We start from the raw sequence: 15,580 nt of genomic DNA on the forward strand, positions 1-15,580 counted from the left end.
GGGCGATGGCACCGGGAAGCAGATGGCGGGAGCAGTGGTCGCGGCTGTCGGAGCCCGCGGCAGCTGCCCGCGAAAGCTTGCACCGGCGCGGCTCCGAAGAGTTTGCCCGCCTGCCGCGACCGGTCCAGCAGGCGGGCCGGCTGATCGAACGTACCGGCCGCGGAACAGTCGATGATCGGGTTCCGGGGCTGGCGGCCGAAGCCGCCCTGTTCACCTTGATCTCGCTACCGGCGCTCCTTTTGGCCGTCATCGGATCGCTCGGTTTCGTCGCGGCCGCCCTGGGCCCGCAAGGCAACCAAGAGTTACGCGAACTGGTGCTCGGGGTCCCCGAGTCCTTCCTGTCCGACCAGACCTTCGCCTCCTACGAGAGGACGGTGAATACGATGCTCGAGCAGACGCGCGGCAGCGTGGTCACCATCGGCATCTTGCTCAGCGTTTGGACTGGGTCCAGAGCGGTGAACCGCTACCTGGAGACGATCACGATCGCCTACAACGTCGACCAGCGGCCCAGCTGGCGGCGTCGCCTGCTGGCTCTGGGACTGACCATCGGGGCACTCATCGGCGCGATAGCGGTCCTGCCACCGATGGTCTTCGGCCCCCGAATCGTGGAGTGGCTGGCCCCGGACCCGATCGCCGATACGACGCTGCGGATGCTCGATCTGCTGTTCTGGCCCAGCTTGGTCCTTCTCGTCTTCGCCGGCCTGGTCACGCTCTACCACGTTGGCGTGCCGTGGCGGACTCCCTGGCGCCGTGACGTACCGGGGGCGCTGCTGGCGATGGTGTTGTGGGTACTGGCCTCGGCCGGACTGCGGGTCTACCTGGCGTTCAGCGTCACCGATGACGCGGTCTACAGCCAGCTCGCGGTACCGATCGCGGTTGTTCTGTGGCTCTACATCACCGCGTTCGCGGTGCTGCTGGGCGCCGAGTTCAACGCCGAGATCGAGCGGATGTGGCCCCACCAGGACCATCCTTGGCGGCTGCGCCGAAACCGGCGCAAGCGCGACAGCGGACGCCGCGATGACCACCGGCAGGACTGACCGGTGCCCGACTACTTGTAGGCGACGGCAGCGCTGGACGGCCCGTCGAGCGCAATGGTGTCGAACGACCGGAAACCGGCCGCGGAGCACCACTCGCGAAAGTTGGCAGCGGTGTAGTCGAACGCATCACCGAACTCGATCAACATGTTCAGCGACATCGTCAGCCCGAAGGTGTTGTTGCGGCGGGCGTCATCGATCAGAGATTCGATGACGATGAAAGCCCCACCGTCGGGCAGCGCGTCATAGGCTTTCGCGATCAACGCGCGTTTCTGGTCGAGGTCCCAGTCATGCAGGATCATGCCCATCGTGATGACGTCGGCCCCTGGCAGCGGGTCGGTCAGGAAGCTGCCCGCCACCGCCTCTACCCGGTCGGCCAAACCGGCCTCGACGAGTTTGCGGCCGGCGATCTCGGTCACCACGGGCAGGTCGAAACTCACGCAACGCAGGTGCGGGTGTGCGGCGGCCACGATGCGCGTCAGGAGCGCGTCTGCCCCGCCGACGTCACACAGCCGGGCGTAGCGATCAAATGGGAACCTTTTGGCCAGCAGCTCGAAGTTGCGCCTGGAGGAGGCGTGCATCGCTGCCATGAACACCTCGAGCCGCTTCGGATCGGCGTAGAGCGTCTCAAAAAACGGCCGCCCGGAATGCTTGGTCTCGCTTTGTGCCTTGCCCGTCTTCAGCGCCTCGGTGAGGTCCGCCCAGTACCGGTAATTGCGGTCGTCCCAGATCTTGAGCAGGCCGCCTTGATACTCAGGGCTGTTCTCGTCCAGAAAGTGCGCCGTTTCAGCGGTGTTGCGATACCGGGCCTGCGGTCCTTCTCCGTCGCGACCCAGCAGCTCCACCGACACCAGGGTGTCGAGGAGATCCGTTGCCGGCCTCGGCACCAGGCCCAGCCGCTCGGAGATCTCGGCCGCGGTCATCTCCTGCTTCCCCAGCACGGTGAACAACCCGAGCCCCACTGCGGACAACAGGACTTTCGCCTCGCAATAGCCGCCACCGATCGCCATGATTCGGTCGGGCCGCAACTCGTCCATCGTCATCCCCCGATCGGTGCGCCATGAGAGGCTGGCTCCACCAGCGTATCCACAGGGGCACCCAACAGTCTTCAATAATGCGAACAGTCAATACGCAGTGTCGAATTCAGCTCATCTGCGGAGCGTCACCAGAGGTCAACCCTTCCCAGGTCTGGAGCCTGTCGGCAGCCGTGTGTCGAAGGCACCTGCGTGAGAAACGATCTCGGTAAGTTGGTCGGTATGAAACTAGCTCCCGGTGCGGCCGCCGTCGCGATGCTGATGGGGTGCTCGACCACACTGGCCGATGCTGGGTCCACCCTCGAAAACACGAGTTGGCAGCTGACCGAAATCCAGTCGATGGACGACACGCAAGGCACCACGCCGGTGCCCGATGCGCAGCGATACACCGTCACATTCGACGGTGGCGCCGAGGGGGAAACTCGGGCGTCCTTCCAGATCGACTGCAACCGAGGATCTGGGTCGTGGCTGGCGACACCCAGCCAGTCCGGCGGATCCGGCCAGCTGACCTTCGGCCCCATCGCCATCACCCAGATGGCCTGCCCCCCAGGATCACTGGACCAACGCGTGTCCACCGCACTGGCCGGAGTGCGCACCTACCTGATCGAGGACGGTCGATTGCACCTCTCGCTGCTGGCCGATTCTGGCATCTTGACCTGGCAACCCATCGGGTAGGACGCCGACCACCCTGGAGCCAACCTCGCTCAGGCCGACTCCGGCCCGGCTACCGGCCGCCGGGGCAACAGCTTGCGGACTGCGGAACGGCCACTGCCGCCAACTCGATATCGGACAGGCTGAATGGCGTTCCGGTGGGCGCAACCCAGCGCCACCGTCGCCGCCTACCGCCGCTACGGTGGGGGCGGAATCGAAGCCAGCCCGGGCGCGGCGTCCGGCCAGATCAGCAACACCGCGCACGGGGCGTGGTCGACGACGAACCGAGTGTGGTGACCCAGACTGTGCGGCCCCAGCCGGGACCGGTCGCCGTCCCGCGCACACACCAGCAGGTCGGCACCCGCGCAGGCCGCGACGACTTCGCGCTCGATCCTTCCGGCCCGGACCACGAGCTCGGCGGGTGCTCCCAGCCGCCGTCGGGCCGCCTCCAATAGCTCCGCAGCGGCTGCGCGTCCGGCGTCGGTGACTGCGGTGCCCGGGTCACGCTCGCGCATTCCCCGCCCGAGTAGCCCGCCGAACGCGCCGTGCACCGCTTCGCCGACCTGGCTGTCGAGCGCGTAGAGCAAGACGACTTCCGGTGACGAGTTCGCCGCTTCCAGTACCGTCGCGACGCTGTCCACGACGGCGTGCCAGGTTCCTTCGGATAGCCAGGCCACCACCCGCGCGGTCATTGCATTCCACCTCCCAGTGTCAGTCCGAACCAGAGCGCGGCAACACCCGCCAGCAGGCCGATCGGGACAGTCAGCGCCCCCAGGCGCAGGAACTCGGTGAGGGTGGGTGCCGCCTCGCGCCTGGCCAACACCCGCCGCCACAGCAAGGTGGCCAGTGAACCGACGTAGGTGAGATTGGGGCCCACGTTGACCCCGATGAGCATGGCGAGCACCAGTCCCGGGTGCGGGTCGAGGCCGAGCACGCCGAGCATCACCAATGTGGCGGGCAGGTTGTTGACGACGTTGGCCAGCACCGCCGCTATCAGCGCTACGCCGAGCAGCCCTGCGAAGGTGGGTTCGGTCGGTAGCATCGCGCCCAATGCGCGGCCCATGCCGTGGCCGGTCACCCCTGCCACCACGATGCCCAATGCGAACACGAAGAGACAGAACAACGGCGAAGCTTCGCGGACCAGCCCAGAAACGCTGATCTCCCCGCGGATCAGGGAGCGCACGGCCAGCACGGCCGCCCCGGCGACGGCCACCCACACCGGTTCGACGCCGACAAGGCCGGAAGCTCCGAAACCGAGCAAGGTGATGCCCAGGACCGCGAAGACGAAGACGGGCGGAGCTGGTATCCGGGCCATCTCCTTGTCGGGGGCCATCTCCTTGTCCCAGTCCGCTTCGTCCCGGTGCGCTTCGTCCCGGTGCGACTCGGTGCCTGCGGGAGCCGGCGCCGGTCGCAGGTCGTCTCGAAAGAACCACCGGAACGCGACGTACTCGACCGCGATCACGGCCAGCCACGGCAACCCCATCAAGGCCGCAAATTGAAGAAACGAGAGCCCGGTGGCCGAAAACGCCAGCAAGTTCGTCAGATTCGAGACCGGCAGCAGTGTTGATGCGGAATTTGCCAGGTGGGTGCACGCATACACGTGCGGTTTGGCCCGCAACCCGAGGCTGACCGCCGTGCGAAAAACCACCGGTGTGAGCAGCACGACGGTCGCATCGAGACTGAGCACGGCGGTGATGACGGCCGCAGCGGCGAACACCAATCCGAGTAGGCGAACCGGCTGCCCGGCCGAGAGCTTCCCCAGGAATCCACCCAGCCAGGTGAACATTCCCGCCGCATCAGCGAGATACGCCAAAACCAGGATGGCGGCCAGAAAGCCCACGGTGGGCCCGAGTGTCTGGAGTTGGCGCAATGCCTCCGCGGGGGACACGATGCCCAGCACGACGATGACCGCCGCCGCCGGCACAGCCAGCGCCGCCTCTGGCAGCCCGCGGGGCTGCAACATCGCGAACAGTAGTACGCCGGCAACCAAAGCCAGGGCCAGCGCCTCCGCGGCCACACCGCTCACCACCGGCGACTCACATCAGAGATACTCGCACGCTCGCCAGACGGCTCTAGCCTGGGTGGCCAACACGGGAACGGTGCCTGATGTCCTCACCGCTGTTGGGAAAGTCGGCATCGGCGGGGAATCACGACCTGCCGGTCCAGGCCCATCTCGGCCACCTCCTACCCGGACACGCTGCTACGAATTCGGCAGGCAGGCAACCGATCCGAGAGTTATTCCGCGGCGATCCATTCCCGCGCCTGCGAGGCGTCGGCGATCGGGAACACGCGTAGCTCCCCGGGCATCAGGAACCCGAACATTTTCACCGAATGCTTGATCCATTCGATGTCGGTGACGACCGCGAATCGCTCCCACCTCAGAAAGTGGCTGAGGCCGACCTTGGTGTCCTCCCAGGCCGCACCCGGATCGAACCCATCGAAGTCAGGGGCTACCTCGTAGTAGAGGCGGAGCTTCTCGTGCCGGCTCAACCGGTCCTCTACATCCGGCATGAGCACCGTGTCGTAATCCGCCTTCGTTACGTGCCCGTGGCATGCGTAGGCCGCGACGTTCTCAGGAAAACCCTTCAACATCTCGATCATGACGTCCCTTTCTTCGAGTCGTAGATCAGCCGGACTGGTGCCGCGTCGGCCGCGACATCAAGACCGCACCCTGTCGCTACTCACCTCCAGACCACTCGCTCGAGCAGGGTTGCGCAAGTGACCTCCGGCATGAGTGGACGGGACCGAAGTCACTTGCGGGCGTTTCGCAATGATGCGGTTGCCGAGATCGGCGACCGCAGCCTCCCGTCACCCGCACGAGAAACACAGGTACCCGACAACTCCAAGTGCCGGTGCGCTTTCGGATCATCCCGGCTGGCGCCGACATTCAAATACCGCGAACGGTGTTTCCGCCTGCATGCTTGGACTGATACATGGCTGCGTCGGCTCGGGCAGTCACATCGACGACTGTTTCGCCTGGGACTGCGAGGGTGGCTCCGATACTCAGCGTCGCGTGGAAAGTACTGCCGGCGATTTCGATGGGTGCAGCGGTGCGGGCCTGAATTTTCTCCGCGATCTGAATGGCCTCCTCCAAACTGTGCAAGCCGGGCAGCAGGACCAGCATCTCGTCCCCGCCGGTACGCCCGACGGTGTCGCCGTGCCGGACGCACTCGGAGATGCGTTCTGCCACAGTCCAAAGAACCGTATCCCCCACGCCGTGTCCAAGGGTGTCGTTGATGGTCTTGAAACGATCCACGTCGCAAAACAGCACCCCCAACTCTGTCCCGGGAGTCCGGTTACCGGTGAGGATTGATTCAAGGCGGGCCAGCGCTTCTGCCCGGTTCACCAGGCCGGTCAAGGTGTCGAACCGGGCCATTCGGTCGAGTTTTCGCTCTGCCTCGACCTGGTCGTCAATGATGCGCACCGCCGCAATGATTCCGTCTGTGGTGCCCGCCGCGTCGACGTAGGGCTTACCGCGGACATCGACCCAATGATATTTCCCCTCAGGGGTGGTAACCCGGCACCGCAAATAAGCTACTTCGCCGTCAGCGACCTCGGCCATCGCAGCGGCCATCGCGCCGAGGTCATCGGGATACACGAATTCGGTGAGATCTGAGCTGAGCCACTGCTCGGGCGTCCACCCGAACGCAGCTTCCACCGAGGGCGAAACCCACACGACTTGGACGCCACGGTGGTGAATGACGACGTCGACCGCGTTATCGGCCAGCAGGCGGAACCGCGCCTCCGCCTCAGCACGCTCGGCCTCTGCCTGCGCGCGTTCTCTGCTGATCTGCTCCTTCTCGATCAGCAGTCGCTGCTCGCGTTGGCTCAGGTAGAACGTGGCCGCACCGACGACGATGGTGCTCACCGATATCGACAGGACCCATGCGGCATCGTCGAGTAGGCCCAGGCCGAGGAACACCGGTCGCGACAGCCCGATGAGAAGCGGAAGACCCGTGAGGATTCCGACCAGCCGGAACAGGGTCCAGCGATCAGGTCGGGCCAACAGCCAAGCCAGCGGATTGCGGTCCGCGCGAACTGCAAACGTGGCCGTGACCAGCAACACTATCGCGATGGCGGTGGAGATTCCCATGCCGGTTGACTGGTTGACACCGGTGAGGGAAAGAGCCTGATATGCATGCCCGGAAAAGATGACGAACGGCAGTGCCGTTGCCGCCAGCAGGCTGACCACCCATGCCGGGGCGGACCACCGGCGATCGATGCGGGTCAGTCCGACTGCCACTGACAGCAGCAGCACCGACAACGCGGTCTGCGGGCTGGGACGGCCCGGCCAGGATTGCATGGTCCCTACCGCGTCGGGGAACAACAGCTGATCCAGACCGAAAGACCTGCCGGTCGCGTACTCCGCGAGGAAGATCACGGCAAGAGCTCCAACAGCCACCGCCAGACCGCGTCCGGCTGCCACCTGGTTCCCCGACGAGCGCCCCGACTGCGCAAGCACGGCCACCGCCAATCCAGCCAGCAGCAGCGCCGTCCATGGCGTCATCTGCGGCCAGGAGGCAAAAACGCGGGTCAAGCGGTCGATCCCGGTGGCCCAACCGACCCCATTCGCCGCCGCGGTGACGAGTACCGTCACAGCGGCTGCGCGTGCCCACCAGAGCAGCGCCGCTTCCACCGGGGAGCGCCCTGGCGCAGTCATTGCCACGTCAAACCCCTCCCGGCTATCCAGCCAACATACTGCGGTGCGGGGTACCGAAGCCGCCTTTCCCGGTGCCTACCCATCTTGGCCTGGATGTCGACCCAGCGCAGCCCCACTGCGGTGACGACGTCCAGCCACATGGCCAGCCGGTTGTCCACCAATCGTTGTCCGCCACGCCTTGTCTGCCAGTCCGACGGGGCCTCCGCGGGCTTCGCCGGACTCTCGCCGGACTCTCGCCGGACTCTCGCCGGACTTTCGGTGCGGGTGTAGCGCAACAAAATTACTGAAGCAGTCATGGGCTAGTGCGTTTCCCGTGCCCCCAGTGGGACTCGAACCCACACTGTGCGGATTTTAAGTCCGCTGCCTCTGCCAATTGGGCTATGGGGGCGTTGCAGCTCAGAGCACGCCCTGCACGACCTTGACGTTATCCCCTCGACTATCGCCGACGAGGCTGTGGTGTGCATCAGCGCCCGCGGTACTTGCCCCGTCTATGCCGACCTCGTGCAGCCGAGACCGACTTGCCCGCCGATACTCACCCAGCGGCGGGTGACTTCGATCTGAGCAATGGTAGGAGAAAGGGCGCGTCAGCACCCAGGAGACTGCTTTGATCGGAGAGGAACATCCCGCCGCGGAGCCTCCGTGCACCGCGGGCCATCCAGCGAGAGGGAGTTGACGTGCCCACGACGGCGCCACATCACTCTCCTGCCCGGCTCGAAGCTGCACTCCTCTGGTGGGCGCGCGCCGCTGCCCTCGTGGTGCTCGGCGTCGCCGCCGTGACTTTCGTGGGCTGGTCGAGCGGCATCGATACCCTGACCCGGGGCGCTGCCGCCTGGCCGCAGATGACACCTTGGACGGCTGCGCTCCTGGCGACGTTGGGGCTTGCGGTCCTGATACAGACGGGCCGTCCGTCACACGCCAGAGTGTGGGCCGGGGTTGGCTTGGCCGCGGTCGCCGGTCTCCTTGCTGGGGCATTCCTCGCCGAATACGCGACCGGCACGTCGTTCGGCCTGGATCAGCTCTGGTTCCCCGGCACGATGCGAACGTTTCAGTCATCCTGGCCAGGCCGTCCGAGCCCGCATACCGGGCTCTCGGTTCTGCTGCTGGCGTTCGGTGTTGGGCTTACCCATCTGAACCGCACGAGGGTGCCGGTGGCCTGGGCGACAAGTCTGGTGGCCGCTGTCGCGTTGCCGTTTGTCGTCCTGGCGACCTACCTCTTCCAGGCTCTGGCACTTGTCGGGATCACCCGGTCAACCGGTATGGCGATCACGACGGCCGTGTCCTTTCTCTTGCTCGTTTCTGCGGTCTTCGCGACCCGCCAGGACCGAAATCCGCTCGCCTGGTTACTCGCTCGGCCCGACGGCTGGACCTTGATTCGGATGGTGGCCATCCTCGCCGGCCCACCGATTCTCATCGCGCTGTCACGCGGAGCCTTCCTGAACCTCGGCCTACCCAACGACGAGGCCTGGGTCGCTTCGGTATCGATCAGCACAGTCGTGGTTGGCCTGGCCGCGTTCTACCTGATCCAGCACGAGCAGAAGCTGTTGATCGAATCGGAACTACTGAGCCGCCAGCGAGCCGAGGCTGAGGCGCGGTATCGCATTCTGGCCGACAACGCCGTAGACGTCGTCCTTCATGTGAGAGGTTCCGGCGTGGTGTGGGTCTCGCCCTCGGTGGAAGCCGCGTTCGGGTGGCCCCGTGATCGCTGGATCGGCTCGAATTTGCTCACCTACGTCCACCCCGACGAGGTCGGCATCCTGGTCACCGCCTTGCAGGACATCGCCGCCGAAAAGGCGGTCGCCACACCTCGCTGCCGGATCATGACTGCCGATGGCGGATGTCACTGGGTCGACTGCCGCGGGAAGCCCTATATCGACGCTGAAGGCAATACCGATGGGGTGATCGGGTCGATGCGAATCGTCGATGAGCAGGTCGGGGCGCAGCGTCAACTCAAGGCCGAGAAGGAACGGTTCGAGTCAGTGGTGGGAAAGACGCCGTCGGCCATCTCGGTAGGCGACCTGCAGGATCGGTTCACATTGGTCAACCATGCTTTCTGCCAGTTGTTCGGGCAGAAGTCAGTTGAGGAGGTGGTAGGGCGAACCGAGGAGGAGATCCTTCCGCCCGATGTTCTTCGACGCTCACAACTTGCGGTGACTCAACTTCGCGCCGGGGACATCGCTCTCGAGGAAGAGTCGATCGCGCGTGGGCTAGAGAACATCTCAGTCATGACCCAGCGATTTCCGTTGCACGATGCCGCCGGACAAACCAAAGAGTTGGTCACCATAAGAACGGACATCACCCACCGCAAGAAAGTCGAACAGGAAGCCGCCGAACGCGCCCAGTGGCAGGAACGTATCCGTGCAGCCATAGGCGATGGCCGACTCTTGGTCTACTCGCAGCCAATCGTGACCATCGCGACCAGGGAGACGGTCCAAGAAGAGTTGCTGGTACGGCTTCGCGACGTTGACAACGACGATGTCCTGCCCCCGAGTGAATTTCTTCCGCAGTGCGAGCGGCACGGATTAATGCCTGTCATCGACCGATACATGGCCGGACGCGCGATCGACCTGGCGCGTGGCGGCCGGCACGTGTGCGTGAACATCACCGGCCAAACCATCACCGACGCAACGACAATGAGCGAGATCCTCGATGCACTCACCACCGCGGGACCCGAGGTAACCGGCAGGATCGTCTTCGAGATCACCGAGACGACGGCTCTTGCATCGCCCGCGATAGCCAAGGCGTTTTCAGTGAGCATGCGGGATCGGGGCTGCCGGGTTGCTCTCGACGACTTCGGGACCGGCTACGGCACATTCACCGAACTGCGGAATCTCGCTCTTTACGGGTTGAAGATCGATCTCAGCTTTGTCCAGAACATGCTCGCGGATCGCGATGACGAGCGCGTCGTCAACACCATCGTCTTTGTCGCGCGGACCTACGGACTGACCACCATCGCCGAGGGGGTCGAGTCGGAGGCGGTGCTGCAGAAGCTTGCCGAAGCGGGCGCAGATCGTGCGCAGGGGTATCTGTTCGGCAAGCCGAAGCCGATTGTTGCGTGATCAACATCCCGGTGGAGGCGGGGCGGTACCACCCTGTGCGGGTACGGGAGCGCTATGCCGTGGCCGTCTCCTCGGCCAGCGCGATCAATTTGGCGCGCACCAGATCTGGCTGCTCGTCGACGATGAAATGACCACCGTCGACGACTTCCACGGTGTAGTCGTCAGCACGGGCCGTTTCGGCCGCGGCGAGCTGCGGGGCGACCGCCGAGTCGTCCTTGCCGAACAACACACGAGTCGGCACCGTCGAGCGCCGTCGCTCACCGGCACGCATCCCGTTCGGGACCTCGCGCAACAGGAAGGTCCGGTAGGTGTCCCGCCCGGTGCGGGCGACGACGGGATCCCGAAACCGTTCGGTGTACACGCGAGCAGTCTGGGGGTCGATCTCCGAGGCCGCCCGGTAGGCCCGATCCAGGAACCCGGTGCGCCGTTGAACCGGCACCCCTGCGATCGCGATCAGCGGCTGGTACATCAGTAGCCGCCATGCGTGACGGGCCAGCACCTTGGGCGGAACCCATGGGTGGGCCATGTTCAGCACCAGATAGCCCTCGATCCGCTCAGGCACCCGCAAGGTCAGCAGATAGCCGATGAAGCCGCCCCAGTCATGGCCGACGAGCAGCACCCGATCCAGACCCAGGGCGTCCATCAGCGCAATGAGATCACTGACCACGTCTTCCTTCGCCCACCGGTGCGGCGGCGGGCCCGACCAGCCGTAGCCGGGCAGGTCGGGAGCAATGATGCGCAACCCGGGCGGCGGGTCGGCCAGCAGATCCCGGTACACCCAGTGGTGCTGCGGCCAGCCGTGTAAAGCAAGGACCGGCCGGCCGTCCGGCGGACCGGATTCGGTCACGTGGAATCGGACCCCCCGCGCTGTCACAAAGCTTCTGCGGACACCTTCGATCGGCGGGGGTTGGTTCGTCATGCCCCTGAGCGTAATCGGAAGGATTACGGTTCTGATATGCCCAGGTACCGCGATCTCTTCTCCGACAGCATCAACGATCCCACGGCCTTCTGGGCCGATGCGGCCGTCGACATCACGTGGACCCGGCCCCCGCGGCGCATTATCGACGACAGTCACCCACCCTTCTACCGCTGGTTTCCCGACGCCGAGCTCAACACGTGCGCGAACGCGCTGGACCGTCACGTCGCCGATGGGCCGGGGGCACCTTCGGCTCGCGCGGGAGCGCACGGCGATCCGGGGATCGGCTGGGGCGGGCGTGCCGACCAGCCCGCGCTCATCTACGACTCCGCGGTGACCGATACCAAGCGCACCTATAGCTACGCCGAGCTTCTCGACCAGACCGCGCGGTTCGCCGGCGCGCTACGCGACCTCGGCATCGGCAAGGGCGACCGGGTTGTCATCTATCTGCCGATGATCCCCGAGGCCGTCATCGCCATGCTGGCCTGTGCGCGGTTGGGCGCAGTTCACTCGGTGGTGTTCGGCGGTTTCGCACCGCACGAACTGGCAGTGCGCATCGACGACGTCCGCCCCACGGTGATCGTGTCCGCATCGTGTGGGATCGAGGCAGCACGGGTGACCGAATACAAGCCGATGCTCGACGCCGCGATAGCGATGGCTTCCCACCCTCCCCGATATTGCGTTGTGGTGCAACGTGATCGACTCCGCTGCGACCTCGTCGAAGGGCGCGACCTGAATTGGGTCGATGTGATGGCAGGCGCCACGCCCGCTGAGTCGGTACCGGTCACCGCCACCGACCCGCTGTACGTGCTCTACACCTCGGGAACCACCGGCAAGCCCAAAGGTATCGTCCGGGATCACGGCGGGCACGCGGTCGCGTTGCTGTGGAGCATGCGCCATATCTACGACATCGGGCCCGGCGATGTGTTCTGGGCTGCCTCTGATGTGGGGTGGGTGGTGGGCCACTCCTACATCGTCTATGCGCCCTTGCTGGTGGGCGCGACGACGGTGCTCTACGAGGGAAAGCCTGTCGGCACACCCGATCCCGGGGCGTTTTGGCGGGTGGCCGCCGAGCACGGCGTCAAGGCGATGTTCACGGCGCCGACGGCGATCCGGGCGATTCGCAAGGAGGACCCCGAAGCCCAGCACCTGGCCGACCACGACCTGTCGGCTCTGAAGTATCTGTTCCTGGCCGGCGAGCGACTCGATCCCGACACCTACTACTGGGCCGCCGACAAGCTCGGCATCCCGGTGATAGACCACTGGTGGCAGACCGAGACCGGGTGGCCGGTAGCCGCCAATCCGGTAGGCACCGAACGCCTTCCGGTAAAGGCGGGTTCCCCCACTGTTCCAATGCCCGGCTATGACGTACATATTCTGCGCGAAGACGGGAGCGGCTGTCAGCCCGGCGAGGAAGGCGCCATCTGTATCAGTCTGCCGTTGCCGCCCGGTACGCTGCCCACGCTGTGGAATGCCAACGACCGCTTCGAGGCGTCGTATCTGTCCCGCCACCCCGGCTACTACCTGACCGGCGACGGCGGGCACTTCGACGAGGACGGCTACCTGTTCGTCATGGGCCGAATCGACGACGTCATCAACGTGGCTGGACACCGTCTGTCGACGGGCGCGATCGAGGAGGTGCTCGCCACGCACCCGTCCGTCGCGGAGTGCGCGGTGATCGGGGTGGCCGATGAGATCAAGGGGCAGGTTCCGCGAGGTCTTGTAGTCCTCAAGGCGGGCGCGCCGACCGACGGACTGGCCGACGAGCTCGTGCGGCTGGTGCGCGACGAGATCGGCGCGGTGGCCGCGTTCAAGCTTGTCGACGTTGTCCCCGCACTCCCGAAGACGCGGTCGGGCAAGATCCTGCGCAAGACGATGCGTGGGATTGCCGCTGGCCGCGACGAGCCGGTTCCGTCGACTATCGAGGACGCCGCAGTCCTGGAGCCGCTCACGCCGATTCTGCGGTCATGACAGAGATTCATGACGACGCCTCAGGCGATGGACAGGGCGATCCCGTCGAGGATGTCGTGCTCGCTGACCACCAGTTCGTCGATGCCGGCTCGTTCAGCTAGCGCGGCGGCCAATTCTTGCACGACGATCACGCCCCCACCGATGACGTCCACCCGGCCCTCATGCATCGGCCCGAGGGCGGCCCTCTTCTCGCGCGTCATCGACAGGAGATCGGCACACACGTCCAAGAGATCGCCGACCCCGATCCGGGACAGATGGATAGCCTCGGGATCGTATGCGGTCATCTTCCGCGCAAGAGCGGCCAGCGTCGTCATGGTGCCCGCGACCCCAACCCAGGTTCGGGCCCGCTCGACAGGCACGTGCCGCAGTGCGGCGGCAAGCGCATCGCGTACGACGGTGCGAGCGGCGGCGACCTCTTCATCGGTGGGCGGATCAGAGCGCAGGCAGCGCTCGGTGAGGCGCACGCAACCGATGTCGGCCGAGTGGCCGGCCACCACATCCTCAGAACCCAGCACCACTTCGGTGGAGCCGCCGCCGAGGTCCACCACAACGAACGGCGCTGCAAATACGTCTAATTCACTGACGGCACCGTGGAATGACAGCCTGGCTTCTTCGGCACCGGTGATGACCTCTGCCACCGCACCGGGCACGACGGCGCCGAGCACCTCGGAGGCCATCGCGAAGAACGCCTCGCGGTTGGAGACATCGCGGGCGGCGGAGGTCGCCACCATGCGGACAGCGGCGACGTCGTGACGGCGCATGAGTTCGGCGTAGTCGGACAACGCCGCGTGCGTGCGTGCCAGCGCATCTGCCGCGAATTGTCCGGTCGCGTCAACGCCCTGCCCAAGTCGCACGATGCGCATCTCACGGTGCACATCGGCCAACCGGCCATCGACGGCATCGGCGATGAGCAGTCGAATCGAGTTGGTTCCGCAGTCCACCGCGGCGATCCTCGCTTCTCGCTCGCCCGTCATAACCAGTGCTCCCGTTCCAGAATTCCGGCCATGCCTGCTTCCCCCGCCAGCACCGCCAACGCCTCGTCACCGAATGGGTTCACACCCGGTCCTTTCGCCAATGAATGAGCGATCACTACGTGTAGGCATTTGACTCGGTCGGGCATTCCACCCCCCGAGAACGTCGTACCCAGCGGCTCGATCGCGTCACGTTCTGCCAGATACGACTCGTGCGCACGACGGTAGGCCGCTGCCAACTCGGGGCTTCGGGCCAGGCGATCGGTCATGTCCCGCATCAGACCCGACGACTCGAGTCGGCTGGCCGCTGCCGTCAGTGCCGGATGGGTCAGGTAGTACAGCGTCGGAAACGGCGTTCCGTCAGGAAGTTTCGATGCCGTCTTCACGACTGCGGGTTCGCCGTTGGGGCAGCGGTAGGCGATCTCCAACACGCCGCGGGGCTCGCGACCCAGCTGCCGCGCGACCGCGTCGAGATCGGATCGCTCAACCACCGGGCTGAGTCGGGCTGGGGTTGACAGGTTCGGGCACGCCCGATGCACCGGGCGAATTGGGCGGAACTGTTGGCGAAACACCGTGCGGCGCATCGGCGATGGTGTGCCATAGCGCCGTGTACCACGGGTCGCCGCTTTTCACCGGAGCCGACAAGTCCGAAGGCGCGCCGGGCACCCCGGAACCGGGGGGTAGCTGCACCTGATACGGAATCTCGCCCGGCATCACGAAGCCCAGCCGCTCACGCGCCTGCGCCCTGATGAACACCGGGTCGGCGAGCTTACCCTTCTGCTCTTCTAGCTCTGTGATCTGTTCGCGCAGTTGGGCTTCGGATGCCTTGAGCTGCGTCATCTCCGTGCGTTGCGCGAAGTAGGTCCGCACCGGCCCGGCGATCGTCAAGGTCAACACACAGATGACCGCCGCGAGAATCGCGGCCCGCCGCGCGGCCGAGCCGAATCGCTGCTCGGAGGCCCGCTCCGCCGCTGCAGCGATGGAATCGCGGATCGAATCCCCGGCCGCCACGCCACCGGAACCCCCCGCGACATCGGAGCCGCCCGAACCATCGTGAAGGTCGGGATCCTCTTGGAGGCCGTCGCCGTTCGAGATCTCGCCGGCTCTGGCAATCTCCTTACCCGGCCGCGACTCCGCGCTTCGGGGCTCGCGCCGTATCGATGGGCTCCCCCGCGGCTTGCCCCGCCCGGCATCTGACTTACCGGGCCGGGACGCTGGAGCCTTCTTGCTCTTTGCGTCCGCAGCAGACCGTCGCCTCGGATCGGGCCTTTTCGCTTCGGGCACGGG

14 protein-coding genes and 1 tRNA gene are annotated in these 15,580 nt (G+C 65.7%); 4 read left to right on the forward strand and 11 right to left on the reverse strand.

The window, feature by feature from the left end:
* The first annotated feature begins 5 nt into the window (after positions 1-5).
* The gene (locus ACPGXI_RS04260) at positions 6-1,037 is read left to right on the forward strand and encodes a YhjD/YihY/BrkB family envelope integrity protein (RefSeq protein WP_526650141.1); all 1,032 of its coding nucleotides are present in this window, start codon (positions 6-8) and stop codon (positions 1,035-1,037) included.
* An 11-nt stretch (positions 1,038-1,048) separates the two neighbouring features.
* On the opposite strand, the gene ACPGXI_RS04265 is transcribed toward ACPGXI_RS04260, so the two are convergent.
* A complete protein-coding gene (locus ACPGXI_RS04265) occupies positions 1,049-2,071 on the reverse strand; it encodes a methyltransferase (protein ID WP_526650224.1) in 1,023 nt (340 codons plus the stop codon).
* A gap of 219 nt (positions 2,072-2,290) precedes the next feature.
* On the opposite strand from ACPGXI_RS04265, the gene ACPGXI_RS04270 reads away from it, so the two are divergent.
* Positions 2,291-2,743: an META domain-containing protein gene (locus ACPGXI_RS04270; protein WP_526650143.1), complete on the forward strand. Its 453-nt coding sequence runs from the start codon at positions 2,291-2,293 to the stop codon at positions 2,741-2,743.
* Positions 2,744-2,916: 173 nt separating this feature from the next.
* Here ACPGXI_RS04270 and ACPGXI_RS04275 read toward each other — a convergent pair whose 3' ends face one another.
* The 6 genes from ACPGXI_RS04275 to ACPGXI_RS04300 form a co-directional block, all read right to left on the reverse strand.
* Positions 2,917-3,411, reverse strand: coding sequence for a universal stress protein (locus tag ACPGXI_RS04275; RefSeq protein ID WP_526650145.1), 495 nt, complete (start codon positions 3,409-3,411; stop codon positions 2,917-2,919).
* Positions 3,408-4,748, reverse strand: a complete 1,341-nt coding sequence (locus ACPGXI_RS04280) for an SLC13 family permease (protein WP_526650147.1) — start codon at positions 4,746-4,748, stop codon at positions 3,408-3,410. Before ACPGXI_RS04280 ends, ACPGXI_RS04275 begins: the two co-directional genes overlap by 4 nt.
* Positions 4,749-4,954: 206 nt before the next feature.
* The gene (locus ACPGXI_RS04285; protein WP_526650149.1) at positions 4,955-5,320 is read right to left on the reverse strand and encodes an STAS/SEC14 domain-containing protein; all 366 of its coding nucleotides are present in this window, start codon (positions 5,318-5,320) and stop codon (positions 4,955-4,957) included.
* Between the two features lie 286 nt (positions 5,321-5,606).
* On the reverse strand, positions 5,607-7,379 hold the full coding sequence (locus tag ACPGXI_RS04290; RefSeq protein ID WP_526650151.1) for a diguanylate cyclase domain-containing protein: 1,773 nt from the start codon (positions 7,377-7,379) through the stop codon (positions 5,607-5,609).
* Positions 7,376-7,675: a hypothetical protein gene (locus ACPGXI_RS04295; protein ID WP_526650153.1), complete on the reverse strand. Its 300-nt coding sequence runs from the start codon at positions 7,673-7,675 to the stop codon at positions 7,376-7,378. The genes ACPGXI_RS04290 and ACPGXI_RS04295 overlap by 4 nt, the downstream gene beginning before the upstream one ends.
* An 18-nt stretch (positions 7,676-7,693) precedes the next feature.
* Positions 7,694-7,767 (reverse strand) — tRNA-Leu (locus ACPGXI_RS04300).
* A 286-nt stretch (positions 7,768-8,053) separates the two neighbouring features.
* On the opposite strand from ACPGXI_RS04300, the gene ACPGXI_RS04305 reads away from it, so the two are divergent.
* A complete protein-coding gene (locus tag ACPGXI_RS04305; protein ID WP_526650155.1) occupies positions 8,054-10,435 on the forward strand; it encodes a bifunctional diguanylate cyclase/phosphodiesterase in 2,382 nt (793 codons plus the stop codon).
* 52 nt (positions 10,436-10,487) lie between these two features.
* On the opposite strand, the gene ACPGXI_RS04310 is transcribed toward ACPGXI_RS04305, so the two are convergent.
* Positions 10,488-11,354, reverse strand: coding sequence for an alpha/beta fold hydrolase (locus tag ACPGXI_RS04310; RefSeq protein WP_526650157.1), 867 nt, complete (start codon positions 11,352-11,354; stop codon positions 10,488-10,490).
* A 36-nt stretch (positions 11,355-11,390) separates the two neighbouring features.
* On the opposite strand from ACPGXI_RS04310, the gene ACPGXI_RS04315 reads away from it, so the two are divergent.
* The gene (locus ACPGXI_RS04315; RefSeq protein WP_526650159.1) at positions 11,391-13,322 is read left to right on the forward strand and encodes a propionyl-CoA synthetase; all 1,932 of its coding nucleotides are present in this window, start codon (positions 11,391-11,393) and stop codon (positions 13,320-13,322) included.
* Between the two features lie 20 nt (positions 13,323-13,342).
* Here ACPGXI_RS04315 and ACPGXI_RS04320 read toward each other — a convergent pair whose 3' ends face one another.
* From ACPGXI_RS04320 to ACPGXI_RS04330, 3 genes are read right to left on the reverse strand one after another with little or no spacing between them, the layout of a single operon-like run.
* Positions 13,343-14,296: a Ppx/GppA phosphatase family protein gene (locus ACPGXI_RS04320; RefSeq protein ID WP_526650161.1), complete on the reverse strand. Its 954-nt coding sequence runs from the start codon at positions 14,294-14,296 to the stop codon at positions 13,343-13,345.
* Positions 14,293-14,784 carry a DUF501 domain-containing protein gene (locus ACPGXI_RS04325; protein ID WP_526650163.1) on the reverse strand — a complete coding sequence of 164 codons (492 nt, stop codon included), beginning with the start codon at positions 14,782-14,784 and terminating at the stop codon, positions 14,293-14,295. The genes ACPGXI_RS04320 and ACPGXI_RS04325 overlap by 4 nt, the downstream gene beginning before the upstream one ends.
* The gene (locus ACPGXI_RS04330) at positions 14,777-15,577 is read right to left on the reverse strand and encodes an FtsB family cell division protein (protein ID WP_526650165.1); all 801 of its coding nucleotides are present in this window, start codon (positions 15,575-15,577) and stop codon (positions 14,777-14,779) included. The genes ACPGXI_RS04325 and ACPGXI_RS04330 overlap by 8 nt, the downstream gene beginning before the upstream one ends.
* Positions 15,578-15,580: the final 3 nt, after the last annotated feature.

This window comes from Mycobacterium sp., assembly GCF_049608025.1.
Classification (GTDB): Bacteria; Actinomycetota; Actinomycetes; order Mycobacteriales; family Mycobacteriaceae; genus Mycobacterium.

Excerpts from the sequence above, each read along its gene's own strand:
- ACPGXI_RS04260 (WP_526650141.1), top strand. The coding sequence starts at position 6 with ATGGCACCGGGAAGCAGATGGCGGGAGCAGTGGTCGCGGCTGTCGGAG.
- ACPGXI_RS04265 (WP_526650224.1), bottom strand. The coding sequence starts at position 2,071 with ATGGACGAGTTGCGGCCCGACCGAATCATGGCGATCGGTGGCGGCTAT.
- ACPGXI_RS04270 (WP_526650143.1), top strand. The coding sequence starts at position 2,291 with ATGAAACTAGCTCCCGGTGCGGCCGCCGTCGCGATGCTGATGGGGTGC.
- ACPGXI_RS04275 (WP_526650145.1), bottom strand. The coding sequence starts at position 3,411 with ATGACCGCGCGGGTGGTGGCCTGGCTATCCGAAGGAACCTGGCACGCC.
- ACPGXI_RS04285 (WP_526650149.1), bottom strand. The coding sequence starts at position 5,320 with ATGATCGAGATGTTGAAGGGTTTTCCTGAGAACGTCGCGGCCTACGCA.
- ACPGXI_RS04290 (WP_526650151.1), bottom strand. The coding sequence starts at position 7,379 with ATGACTGCGCCAGGGCGCTCCCCGGTGGAAGCGGCGCTGCTCTGGTGG.
- ACPGXI_RS04295 (WP_526650153.1), bottom strand. The coding sequence starts at position 7,675 with ATGACTGCTTCAGTAATTTTGTTGCGCTACACCCGCACCGAAAGTCCG.
- ACPGXI_RS04310 (WP_526650157.1), bottom strand. The coding sequence starts at position 11,354 with ATGACGAACCAACCCCCGCCGATCGAAGGTGTCCGCAGAAGCTTTGTG.
- ACPGXI_RS04315 (WP_526650159.1), top strand. The coding sequence starts at position 11,391 with ATGCCCAGGTACCGCGATCTCTTCTCCGACAGCATCAACGATCCCACG.
- ACPGXI_RS04320 (WP_526650161.1), bottom strand. The coding sequence starts at position 14,296 with ATGACGGGCGAGCGAGAAGCGAGGATCGCCGCGGTGGACTGCGGAACC.